10 protein-coding genes are annotated in these 12346 nt (G+C 37.6%); 7 read left to right on the top strand and 3 right to left on the bottom strand.

Translation table 11 applies throughout. The features are described from left to right. Window positions 1–255: 255 nt before the first annotated feature. The 3 genes from NST98_RS11850 to NST98_RS11840 form a co-directional block, all read right to left on the bottom strand. On the bottom strand, window positions 256–1851 hold the full coding sequence (locus NST98_RS11850) for a multicopper oxidase family protein (protein ID WP_340715198.1): 1596 nt from the start codon (window positions 1849–1851) through the stop codon (window positions 256–258). Between the two features lie 462 nt (window positions 1852–2313). Further along, window positions 2314–2631 (bottom strand): thioredoxin family protein, encoded by a 318-nt coding sequence (locus NST98_RS11845; RefSeq protein WP_016837619.1) that lies wholly within the window; start codon window positions 2629–2631, stop codon window positions 2314–2316. Between the two features lie 77 nt (window positions 2632–2708). Beyond that, window positions 2709–3887, bottom strand: a complete 1179-nt coding sequence (locus NST98_RS11840) for a PucR family transcriptional regulator (RefSeq protein WP_016837620.1) — start codon at window positions 3885–3887, stop codon at window positions 2709–2711. A 184-nt stretch (window positions 3888–4071) separates the two neighbouring features. Here NST98_RS11840 and NST98_RS11835 point away from each other — a divergent pair, with 184 nt between their 5' ends. From NST98_RS11835 to NST98_RS11805, 7 genes are all read left to right on the top strand, one after another. Then, window positions 4072–5319 (top strand): Zn-dependent hydrolase, encoded by a 1248-nt coding sequence (locus tag NST98_RS11835; protein WP_016837621.1) that lies wholly within the window; start codon window positions 4072–4074, stop codon window positions 5317–5319. An 18-nt stretch (window positions 5320–5337) separates the two neighbouring features. Next, window positions 5338–6750, top strand: a complete 1413-nt coding sequence (gene hydA / locus NST98_RS11830; RefSeq protein ID WP_016837622.1) for a dihydropyrimidinase — start codon at window positions 5338–5340, stop codon at window positions 6748–6750. A 19-nt stretch (window positions 6751–6769) separates the two neighbouring features. Further along, complete coding sequence (locus NST98_RS11825) at window positions 6770–8131, top strand: NAD(P)-dependent oxidoreductase (protein ID WP_340715197.1); 1362 nt, start codon at window positions 6770–6772, stop codon at window positions 8129–8131. A gap of 13 nt (window positions 8132–8144) precedes the next feature. Then, window positions 8145–9428: an NAD-dependent dihydropyrimidine dehydrogenase subunit PreA gene (gene preA, locus NST98_RS11820; protein WP_340715196.1), complete on the top strand. Its 1284-nt coding sequence runs from the start codon at window positions 8145–8147 to the stop codon at window positions 9426–9428. Window positions 9429–9456: 28 nt separating this feature from the next. Next, window positions 9457–10965 carry an NCS1 family transporter gene (locus NST98_RS11815; RefSeq protein ID WP_016837625.1) on the top strand — a complete coding sequence of 503 codons (1509 nt, stop codon included), beginning with the start codon at window positions 9457–9459 and terminating at the stop codon, window positions 10963–10965. Between the two features lie 9 nt (window positions 10966–10974). Next, window positions 10975–11169 carry a hypothetical protein gene (locus NST98_RS11810; protein ID WP_016837626.1) on the top strand — a complete coding sequence of 65 codons (195 nt, stop codon included), beginning with the start codon at window positions 10975–10977 and terminating at the stop codon, window positions 11167–11169. A gap of 162 nt (window positions 11170–11331) precedes the next feature. After that, the gene (locus tag NST98_RS11805; RefSeq protein ID WP_340715195.1) at window positions 11332–12324 is read left to right on the top strand and encodes a M23 family metallopeptidase; all 993 of its coding nucleotides are present in this window, start codon (window positions 11332–11334) and stop codon (window positions 12322–12324) included. Window positions 12325–12346: the final 22 nt, after the last annotated feature.

Below are 12346 nucleotides of genomic sequence, written 5' to 3'. Positions count from 1 at the left end.
TTATATCGACATATTAGATAAAAAGGGGATGGCCAACAACAAACCGGGGGTTTATTTCTTTATAGGTCTCGAGGTGTAGAAGAAATAGAAGCATTGAGTAAGTATGAAAGGGGAAAAATGTAAAAAGTCGAAAGGATAAAAAATGGATATATACATAATGCAAAAAAAACGCCTGTTAAAAGGCGGGATAATAGTGAAATTTATTGAACTATTTCATGTGATAGGAAATTGGCGATATTTGTAAAATTATTATCTTTAATCATGTTGTACGACAGGATGGGCGTCATCAATGACTCTGATAGGGCGCATCATATCGTGATCTTCATGTTCGAGCAAGTGACAATGCCAAATATAGTTTCCCGTATGTTCTTTCCAATGCATGATGACTCTTGTGACCATTCCGCTAGGAGCGCTCACCGTATCTTTCCATCCTCTTTCGTAGTCGAGAGGCGGTTCTGGATCACCTATAAACTCAAGAATTTCCCCGTTGGAATTTTGGTATAATTCAAGATCAAACGGTCTTCGATCAAGAATTTTGAATTGTACTAAATGAATATGCATAGGATGGGCAATTGGTGTGGCATTGATAAATTCCCAAATTTCAACACTATCTAAAGAAGGTTTTTCTGAGCATGGATCGTGATACATTTTATTATCTAGCATCATCATAATTCTACCGTATTGATCTTCTCCGACAGATAAAGGTAGCTTACGAATGACATGAGCGTGGTGTTCATGTAAATCCATTGATTCAGCAAGTTTAGTTGGAATCTCACTTGTATCTTTTCCTTTTAACGGGCGAGTTACACGAAACTCCATAATGTCCCTTTTGGGCTCATCTTCATCAAATAACGTATTAATTAATTTGATTTTTTGCCCTTTGAACGAGGAGAAGTCGACGATTACATCTACTCGTTCCGCTGGCATAAGCTGTATAGAAGTAACTTTAACAGGTGCAGTTAAAAAACCGCCATCCGTACCAATGAGATAAAATGGTTCCCCATTTTCAAGTTGGATATTGTAAGTAGAGCTGTTCGCACCATTTAAAATGCGGAATCGATATTTTCTTGGTTCTACCTCTAAATACGGCCAAGCTTTTCCGTTAACAACCATCACATCTCCGTTGAAAAATGGAACAATGGTAGGAATAAATGGTGCTGGAATTGGGAATGGTGCATCTTCCGGTGGACGATCTGGATAAAATAATGATCCATCTTCGTTAAATGACTTATCTTGGAGGAGAAGAGGATATTCATAATCTCCTTTTGGCAAATTTAATCGATCTTCTAATGCATCTCGGATGATATAAAAACCTGCCAGACCTGCATAAACATTTAATCTTGTCATCGCCATTGTGTGATCATGATACCAAAGGGTCGCTGCTGGCTGATGATTTGTGTATTCATGAACCTTTCGTTTAAATTTTGGTCCCGTATATTCATAGTTTTGTGTATACCAAGCTTCTGGATGACCATCGCTTTCCCAAAATACATTAGCACCGTGTACATGAACAACTGAACGAACTTCTGGTGAGTCACCTACACCGTGCAATGTGCGATCAATAGGTAAGAAATGCTTTTTTGGAAGTTTGTTTAAATATTTCACATAAATTTTTTTGTCTTTTCTTGCCTCAATTGTTGGCCCCGGATAAATTCCATCATATCCCCACACTTTTGTTAATGGAAAGTCTCGGTGAAATCGATGAAACGCTTCTTTCATCGTAATTTCAAAATATGAATTGGTTGGATAGTTAGGGTTGGGTTTCGGTTTCACTACAGGGGGTTTTTGTAAAGGCGTTACAAACTTTGGTATTGAAGCAGGATCTTTCGGGTTTACTTTCGTTTTAGGCAATTTTTCACTTCCTTTGTCATACTTTCATATCTATCCTATTCATCAGCATCATCTTATGTTTCTAATAGTGGGACAGATAGAACGTATGAGATGACAGACCATTAAAGTCAAATTTGAAGTTGATTGATGGTAATGATGTCTAACTATGCTGTAAAAACACATGGCGAAATGTAAATTAGTGGGTTTGCCTAATTGGAAGATTGTTGGTGGAAAAATTTATGAGAGTTTTGCATATTCGTTAGTGAATATTAGGCTATTGGAGTCGCATCTGATTCTTTCGGTACCTTATTCGCAACAGTAATTAACTCGAATAGAAGCATATGTTTAATTTATTCCTTAGTTCACAAGTTGGAAAATAGAATAAAAGACCCCTATCTAATGCGGGGTCCTTTATGTTAAAAAAGTTTTTATATTACCTTAAAGGGCACAATGAGAAGATTATCCAAGCTATTTAATATTATGTTAAATGTTTAAGCTATCAATAAAGTTTTCAATTTCTTCTTGTGTTTTGCGGTCGCGGCTAACGAAACGTCCAATCTCTTTTCCATTGTTGTAAGCGATAAAACTTGGAATTCCAAAAACATCAAGTTCGCCGCACAAATCTAGAAAGTCGTCACGATCTACTAATACAAACGTATATTGAGCATATTTTTCTTCGATTGCCGGAAGGAATGGTTTAATGAATATGCAGTCTTTGCACCAATCTGCTGAAAACACAAAGATTACACGTTCGTCGTTTTTTAGTTCATGAAACTGTTCAATGGATTGTAGTGATTGCATTGTTTCTCCTCCAAGTGAATGTATTGTAAGTTAAAAGGTATCATACCATATTATTTAAACCAAAACAAACTAAACCACTATGTTTTATTTAATACATCTTCTATCATCAGAGCGATGCTTAAATTGGTTTTTGTAAAATTATCGTTTAAATCAACATCTAACAAAGATTCGAGTTTTCGAATTTTATAATTGACAGTATTTCGATGAAGGAAAAGTTTTTTGCTAATCCGATTTACACTTCCGTTTTCTTCTAAAAAAATTTTCAAAAATTGCACATAGTCCGATCCATTCATTTGGTCGTATACATATAGGGGGCCTAGCATTTCTTGATGAAAGGATTTGATGACAGGATCGTCGTATAATGCCAAAAGAATACGATATGCACCGATATCTTTATATTTAAAAAAAGAAGATTTTTGTTGCAATTGGGTTAAATGGATCACAGTGAGCGATTCGTTATAACTTTTTTTCACTTGTTGGATTGAGTGATATTTATTTCCCATACCAATGGTTAATTGTCTTGTCCCCAGTTCTTCGTATTCCTTTTTATAAATGTTTTGAAAGATGGATTCTATTGGAATTTTCTTAGCGTGTTCATCATAGGAAAAGATGACATATATCAATTGATTATTATGTTCCAAACAAAAGAAGTGTTTGAAATATTGTTGAAACTCATAATCAATCAATTTTCTGTATTGAAAATATTTATTATTTGGTTGATCCAATAAACAAGTAATCACGCAAAAAGATTCTTCTTTTGAAATACCACGTTGCTTCAATAATTCTTTTAATTCTTCGAGAGGGGAATCGATATCAAACAGTAATTGCTGCAAAATTCTTTTTTCATTGTTTTGTTGATAGTGCATATTTTGTTTTTTCGAAATAAACTCAAAAGTCATTTTTAATAAATCCGCTATTCGATATTTCCATTCAAATTGGAAAAGAGGTAATTGCTTTTCATTCGCAAATTGAATGATTGCATTGGGGACACGAGGAATGTAGGGTCCGATATTGATAATAAAACCTGCTATTTTTTTAGCATGTGAGGACTTAATTAATCTTTCCAGTTGCCTTTCATCATTATTCATTTGAATACCAGTCGTTACAATTAATTCATTTGGTCGACAAAATGGAACTAAGTCAGCCGATTCGATTACATTAATTCCAGAAAAACTTTTATGGATTCCAGCCTGTCCACCAATTAACTGCAGATGTTGGAAATTTGGATCAGATAATAGCTCCGAAATTTTTACCATAGAATCCCCCCAAAATAAATTGATACGCGTAAATCCCCTATTGGCTTATATGAAAAAAAATTATCAAATAGAACTGTGCAACTGCACAATAATTTTCGTCAGAATGACCATTAATTGAGGATTAAGTTTCTAATAAAATTATCGTAATAAGTCACAGTTTAGTTGGTATAAAGGGGGGGAGTTAATGTATAAGTGCAATGAGGCGAGGCTGAAAGAATCCATCATTCAGTTTAGTCAATTCGGTGCTACAAGTAACGGCGGTGTTACAAGGCTCGCCTTATCAAAAGAAGATCTTCAAGCAAGGGACTATTTCGTTCAATGTTGTGAACAACTAGGGATGGAAATAAAAACAGATGATATGGCCAATATTTATGCGACTTTGCCGGGAAAAAGGAATTTACCACCAATCGTGATGGGGTCGCATCTTGATTCCGTCGTGCGAGGCGGTCGGTTTGATGGAGTGCTTGGCGTATTAACTGCGCTAGAGGCGGTAAGAACAATCAAAGAAAATGGACTAGAATTAGAGATTCCGTTAACGATTGTGAATTTTACCAATGAAGAAGGTGCTCGTTTTGAACCGTCAATGATGAGTTCCGGGGTACTTTCTGGAAAATTCGATAAAGAACGAGTGTTAAAATCAACAGACGTAAGTGGCATCACGTTTGAACAAGCATTGAAAGAAAGCAATTATCAAGGAAGCGAAGAAAATCGGCTAAAAGAAGCCAGTGCTTTTATTGAATTGCACATTGAACAAGGTCCTGTACTAGAAGCGGAAAATGTTGAAATAGGTATTGTTGAAGGTGTAGTGGGAATGGTTTGCTATGAAATTCGCATTACAGGTGAATCAAACCATGCCGGCACAACACCGATGAAAATGCGTAAAGATCCTTTATTTTTAGCTAACAAATATATATCACTCCTCATAGAAAAACTAGGTCAAATCGATGAAGAATTAGTTTATACAATCGGTCGAATGAATGTCTCTCCAAATATTCACACAGTCATTCCTAACAAAGTTGTCTTCACGTTAGAGTCACGTCATAAAGATCCAGCAAAAATTAAACAAGTAGAAGAAGTAATCCATTCCTTACCAGAAGAAGAAGCAGGATGCAAAGTGGAAATTGAAAGGCTTTGGAATCGTGATACAGTCGTTTTTGACGAAACAATTTGCAATCAAATCGAAGAGGCTTGTAAAAGCTTTGGTTATTCATCAAAAAGGCTATATAGCGGTGCAGGCCACGATGCACAATTTATTGCAAGCTACATTCCGACAGCGATGATATTTGTGCCAAGCATCAATGGAAAAAGTCATTGCGAAGAAGAAGAAACCCCTTACGAAGATTGTGCAAAAGGTGCAGATGTATTGCTGGAAACAGTGCTGAATCTTCAAACAAAATTTTCACTAAAAGTGCAAGAAAAGCAAACTAATTAAAGGAGGAAAGGTGCTTATATGTCAAAAAAAATCATTAAAGGCGGCTGGATTGCAACTGCCTCAGATTTTTTCCAAGGTGACATTTTAATTGAAGGAGAGAAAATTGTTCAAATCGGTGGAAACATTGTTGATCCGGATGCTGAAATCATCGACGCAAGTGGAAAGTACGTGTTTCCAGGGGGAATCGATCCGCATACGCATCTAGATATGCCTTTCAATAATACGGTGACTGATGATGATTGGGAAACAGGGACAATTGCTGCAGCCTTTGGTGGAACAACAACAATAATCGACTTTGCATTAACTGCGGGGGAATCGAAGCTAGCAAATGCTGTGGAGAAATGGCACAAAAAGGCGGAAGGAAAAGCAGTTGTTGATTATGGGTTCCACTTAATGATTCATGACTTAAATGATGAAACGGAAAAAGAATTGCCTATTTTATTAGAAAAAGAAGGAATTTCATCCATTAAGGTATTTATGGCTTATGCGAAGGAATTCCAAGCATCTGATCGAACATTGTTTAAAGCTTTCAAGATAGGAAAAGAAACTGGTGCCGTTGTGATGGTTCATTGTGAAAACGGTTCCGTAATCGATGAACTGGTGGAAGAAGCACGAAGAAAAGGCCATACAGCACCAATTTATCACGCTTTGACGAGACCGCCAGAAGTGGAAGGAGAAGCGACGAAGCGAGCAATTGAACTCGCTCATATTGCGGGAGCAAAGCTTTATGTTGTTCACGTGACATGTAAAGAAGCAGTTGAAGAAATTATTAGAGCCCGAGAAAAAGGATACGAAGTTTACGGAGAGACTTGTCCACCCTATTTGGTGCTAGACCAAACAGCCCTAGAGAAACCAGGATTCGAAGGAGCAAAATATGTCTGGTCGCCTCCTTTAAGACCGAAATCTCATCAAGAGCCATTGTGGAACGCATTAAAGGCAAAACAATTACAAACGATTGGTTCGGACATGTGCTCATTTAACTACAACGGTAAGAAGCGTTTAGGGTTAAATGATTTCTCTAAAATTCCAAATGGCGGACCATTTATTGAAGACCGCTTCAGTGTATTATTCTCAGAAGGTGTTGCAAAAGGGCGCATTTCCATTACAGACTTTGTTGACATGATTGCAACGAGCGCGGCAAAAATCTTTAATTTATATCCGCAAAAAGGAACAATTGCGGTTGGCAGTGATGCAGATATTGTCATCTTTGACCCGACTGTAAAACGGACTATTTCCGCTGAAACACATCACATGAATGTCGATTATAATCCGTTCGAAGGAATGGAAGTGACAGGTGAACCGGTAAGTGTGTTGTTGCGCGGAGAGTTCATTATTAAAGACAAAGAATTCGTAGGTAAAATCGGAGGCGGTAAATATATTCATCGCAGCTTAGCTAAGGAACCAAAAAAAGAAACTCAAATCATCAATTGATAGTTTAGGAGGGGGATGTATGACAAGCCTTTTGGGGGGGCGCATTTCATCTAATTTGACTGAAAATTTTGAAGAAATTTATAAAGGAATGACACCAAGCGAAGCTATCGAAGAAGCGAATCGTTGTTTGTATTGTTATGATGCACCTTGTATTAAAGCTTGTCCAACGGCGATTCCAATTCCTAATTTTATTAAGAAAATTGCATCCGGTAATTTAAAAGGGTCAGCAAAATTGATACTTGAGGCAAATCCTATTGGAGCCAGCTGTGCAAGAGTTTGTCCAACTGAGGAGTTATGTGAAGGCGCTTGTGTTTTAGGTTCTGTTTCAAAACCGATACAAATAGGCAACTTGCAACGATATGCAACAGATTGGGCAAGAGAACAAGAAAAACCTTTATTTGAAGCAAAACCATCTAACGGCAAAACGGTAGCCATTATCGGAAGCGGTCCGGCAGGATTATCTGCAGCAAGAGATTTAGCTCGTTTAGGTTACGAAGTAACGATTTTCGAAGCGGAAAAGGAAGCAGGGGGGTTAAATTATTTCGGAATTGTTCCTTTCCGCTTACCGAAAGATGTTGTGGAATGGGAAGTACAACAAGTTGAGCAATTAGGTGTTGAAATAAAAACGAATACTCGTGTTGGTGTAGATGTTTCCGTTGATGAAATAAAAAACAATTATGATCGAGTTGTGTTGGCAATCGGAATGGGTGATGTTCCGAATTTAGGAATTGAAGGGGAAGAATTAGAAGGCGTTTATGATGCAATTCAATTTGTAAAAAATACAAAATTAGGATCTATTACAGAATCTTTCAGAGGGAAAAAAGTTGTTGTCATTGGGGCAGGAAATACAGCGATTGATGCTGCAACATGCGCAATTCGTTTAGGTGCAGAAAACGTTCAAATTTTATATAGAAGAACTAAAAATGAAATGACAGCTTATGAGTTTGAATATGATTTTGCAAAAATGGACGGCGTTGAATTTAGATGGTTAACAACGCCTGTGAAGATTATTGGAAAAGACAATAAAGTCGTAGGCATTGAGTGCATCAAAATGGAACTTGGCGAACCGGGTGAAGACGGTAGACAAAAGCCGGTACCAGTAGAAGGTTCTAATTTTGTATTAAATGTAGATGCAGTAATTAAAGCCATTGGGCAAACGCGTCACATAGATTTATTAGAAGCCTTTGGTGTGAAACATTCAGGCGGAGTTGTTCAAGTCAATGAGTGTTTAGAAACGTCTGTGAAGAATGTCTATGCATGTGGAGATGTTATCTTTGGGAAAGGTCAAGGAGAGGCAATGGTTGTAACGGCTGCACAACAAGGGAAAGAAGTAGCAAAAGCTATACACGAATCGTTTGAATTACAAAAGGAAAAAGCCTAGGGGGGATTGAAACATGGCGGATTTAAGCATAAATTTAGCGGGAATTAAATCACCCAATCCATTTTGGCTTGCTTCAGCACCACCGACAAACTCTGGCTATCAAGTTCAAAGAGCTTTTGAAGCAGGTTGGGGTGGAGCGGTATGGAAAACCCTTGGTGAGCCTATTTTAAATGTCTCTTCACGATTCTCTGCATTATCATATAACGGTCAAAGAGTGGCAGGATTTAATAATATTGAGCTCATTACAGATCGGCCTATCGAAGTGAATTTGAAAGAAATCTATGAAACGAAAAAGAAGTTTCCTAATCATGCTGTTATTGCATCCTTAATGATGGAACCAAAACGAGAGAAATGGCATGAGATTGTGAAACGTGTTGAAGATGTGGGCGTAGACGGGCTAGAGTTGAATTTCGGATGTCCACACGGTATGGTAGAGCGAGGAATGGGAAGCGCCTCTGGTCAAGTTCCAGAGCTTGTTGAAAAACAAACTTATTGGGTTAAAGAAGTTGCAAAAACACCTGTTATTGTAAAGCTGACGCCAAACATTACAGATATTACAGCAACAGCAGAAGCTGCGACTAGAGGCGGTGCAGATGCAATTAGTATGATCAACACAATTAATAGTTTAATGGGTGTTGATTTAGATACATGGAACACGATACCTCATGTTGCAGGAAAAGGAACGCATGGAGGATATTGTGGTCCAGCTGTCAAACCAATAGCGCTCAATATGGTGGCAGAATGTGCAAGAAGCCCTTATATCAATGTTCCGATTTCTGGTATTGGAGGCATTTCCAATTGGCGTGATGCAGTGGAGTTTATGCTGATGGGGGCTACAGGTGTTCAAGTATGTACAGCGGCGATGCATCATGGATTTAGTATCGTAGAAGATATGATTGATGGTCTTAATAACTATCTCGATGAAAAAGGAATTTCTTCTGTGATGGATATTGTCGGAAAAGCAGTTCCGAAATATTCCAATTGGGGAGATTTGGATCTTAACTATAAAGTAGTTGCAAAAATTAACAACGATGTGTGCATTAACTGTAACAAGTGTTACATCGCTTGTGAAGACACTTCTCATCAATGTATTGAAAGATTGAATGATGAGAATGGTAATCCGATTTTAAAAGTACGAGAAGAAGATTGTGTAGGATGTAATTTATGTTCGATTGTTTGTCCGGTGGATGGCGCAATTGAAATGGTTGAAGTGAAAGACCGATTACCGAAGATGACTTGGAACGAGCGTCAAGCGGCAATTGCAAAATACTCTATGGCCAATGTATCTAGTGAATAATTCATTCTGAAAACAGGGAGAGGAAATTTTGCATAAAAAGAGTAATTACTTAAAGTCTCCTGATTTGCTTCCGATAACGCATGCAAAGAGGAACATTAGTCCGTTCGGATTCGCTGTTATTTGGGTAGGTATGGCCATTGTACTTGCGGCATTTGCCATTGGAGCGGCAGGGATTGTTAATTTGCCGCTTCCAATGGTCATTCTCGCAACGATTATTGGTTCTGTTGCGATCGGAATTTTAATGACGATTATTGGGGATATTGGCGTTGAACATGGGCTTTCTTTCCCCGTTTATATGCGGGCTCCTTTTGGAACAATTGGTACTCATATCCCTTCAGCAGTTCGTGGGATTACCGCTTCATGTTGGTTTGGAATTAACACATACTTTGGTGCTTCGGCAATAAACGGGATTTTAAACATATTATTTGGATTTGATCAATGGTTTATTTGCTTTATCCTATTTGCAACATTCCAATTAATCAATGTGTCGTTAGGAATTAAATCCATTGAACGCTTTGCGGATTTTGCAGCACCAATCATCATACTCATTTCCATTTGGATGTATATTTCCTTAGCCGATAAAGCAAGCGTGCAAGGAAAAGATATTTGGACGTGGGTTGAATCACCTGCAACAGGTGTTGCTGCTTTTACTGCCTTCATGGTTATTGTAATGGCCAATATGGGATTCTGGGCAACGCTCGCAGCAGATATGCCCTCATTATCCAGATTCTTTAAAGCGCCAAAAAATGAGCGAAATTGGTTTAAGCGTAATAAAACGCAATTAGTAGGTTCAATCATTGTGATGCCGATTTTTAATACGTTGATGATTATGATTGGTGCAGTTTGTTATGCATCGGTTGGAACGGGCGATCCAATTGTGGCGTTACAAGAAGCAGCAAGTGGATTCATCTTAGTCATCTTGCTACTAATGATTATTCTCGCCCAATGGTCAACGAATACGTCAGCAAATGTTATTCCAGCAGCAACGATATTTTCAAATATTGGTGGACCAAAAGTGCCTTTCTGGGTTGGGGTAATTATTGCCGGCATCATCGGTATATTAGCTCAACCATGGAATCTGTTTGATATTCTTACTCAGGCATTACTCATCATTGGTGGTATTTTAACATCGATTGTCGGTGTGTTGTTTGCAGATTACTATATCCTTCGTAAAAGAAGAGTGAATGTTAAGGATTTATATGAAGTAGATGGTCAATATCGTTATGCTAACGGAATTAACTGGGCAGGAATGCTTGCATGGATTATTGGGGGAATTATTGCCAATTTATTACCGACCTATTCTTCAATTGTAGGATTGGTAGCAGGTGCGGTTATTTATTATATTCTTGCAAAATATTGGTGGTTTAAAAAATATCCTCAAGCTGAAATAGTAGATCCAGATGATTCCAAATATTTAGGAATTACAGCTGGTAGGGACTGGATGATTGATGGTACAGAGACGGATGTAGAAGTGATCTTTGGAGAGCTAGAGGTGGAGGCAACCGAGCAAGTCATCCCATCGAAAAACATAGAATGAGGTGATTTGATGTCTGAAGAATATAAGGAGTTTCTTAAAGAAAAAGAAATTATTGAAAAGTATTTAGAAAAGGGATTAAAAATAGAAAAAATTTACGAAAACTTAGATGGTACAGTTGTAAAATTTTCAAATAGTGATGAAGAAATAATACTTACAACTCCAAATGCTAGAAAATTAATAGTTACAAAGTTGATACATGCTTGATTCTTTCGTGCTTAACATGTGTTGTTAAGCACTTTTTTATTTGCATAAAACTCTCCTACATAAAGGAAATTGGTATGTAAAATAATGGACTTTATTGTCATAGGAAAATCACTCATGGTTTAAAAAATTCGGGATATTCTAATGAAGAAAGGAGGATTCGTTTTGGTTCGAAAAATATTTCTCCCCTTATGTTTGGCGATTGTATGCTTTTATATATTTCCGACTTACGTAAATGCAAAAGAAACGAAGGAAAATGTTTATCAGGAAAGAATGAATTTGTACAAAAGCTACGAAACGCCATTTGTCCCATGGTATCGTTTGGCGGCGGTCGATCAATATGAAAGAAATATCCAAGAAGTACGGAAGGATATTCCGAAGCGTGAGAGTATCATCGCGATTCAGTTTTCTCCTGAATTTTGGGTTGGAGAATTGAATCCAAATGAGGAAGATACTTCACCTTTTTCAATTGGATATTTTGGGGGGAAAGGTCTTGATGGAAACGGAGATGGCAAGGCAGATCGAAATCATGACCAAGATATTCTTTATACAATGGCAACGTATTTAAGCGAATTTGGCCCGTCAGAAGAGGATTTTAAAACTGCCTTATGGGAGTATTACAAAGATGAAAAAATTATCAATCAAATTATAACCATTCAAATACTTTATAAACATTTCAATTCTATTGAGTTAGACAAGCATATTTTTCCCCTCCCAGTTCGAGGCTATAATTACAGCTATAAAGGAACTTGGGGTGCTAGCAGGGGATGGGGCGGAAGACGTATACATGAAGGAACGGATATTTTTGCAGGCTATGGAACGCCTGTTCTGTCAACTTCTTATGGTGTTGTAGAAGTGATGGGCTGGAATCAATTTGGCGGTTGGCGAGTTGGCATTCGGGATAATCAAAATACGTATCATTATTACGCACATTTAGCATATTTCAATAAAGATTTGAAAGTTGGAGATATTGTAGAACCGGGAACAATTCTTGGCGCCGTAGGAAGTTCTGGATATGGTAAAGAAGGAACGAGTGGAAAATTCCCTCCACATTTACATTACGGAATGTATAAATTTAATGGCCGTACAGAATGGGCATTTGACCCATATCCACATCTTTTGCAATGGGAAAAACAAACAAAGAAGGGACAAAAATAACAAGAGTTGCTTTAGCGAAAAA

Source organism: Ureibacillus sp. FSL W8-0352, from assembly GCF_038004345.1.
GTDB classification, from domain to species: domain Bacteria; phylum Bacillota; class Bacilli; order Bacillales_A; family Planococcaceae; genus Ureibacillus; species Ureibacillus thermosphaericus.
This window is presented reverse-complemented; position numbering and strand designations above follow the sequence as displayed.

Coding starts and splice junctions, on each gene's coding strand:
- NST98_RS11825 (WP_340715197.1), top strand. CDS start 6,770: ATGACAAGCCTTTTGGGGGGGCGCATTTCATCTAATTTGACTGAAAAT.
- NST98_RS11810 (WP_016837626.1), top strand. CDS start 10,975: ATGTCTGAAGAATATAAGGAGTTTCTTAAAGAAAAAGAAATTATTGAA.
- NST98_RS11835 (WP_016837621.1), top strand. CDS start 4,072: ATGTATAAGTGCAATGAGGCGAGGCTGAAAGAATCCATCATTCAGTTT.
- preA (WP_340715196.1), top strand. CDS start 8,145: ATGGCGGATTTAAGCATAAATTTAGCGGGAATTAAATCACCCAATCCA.
- NST98_RS11845 (WP_016837619.1), bottom strand. CDS start 2,631: ATGCAATCACTACAATCCATTGAACAGTTTCATGAACTAAAAAACGAC.
- NST98_RS11840 (WP_016837620.1), bottom strand. CDS start 3,887: ATGGTAAAAATTTCGGAGCTATTATCTGATCCAAATTTCCAACATCTG.
- hydA (WP_016837622.1), top strand. CDS start 5,338: ATGTCAAAAAAAATCATTAAAGGCGGCTGGATTGCAACTGCCTCAGAT.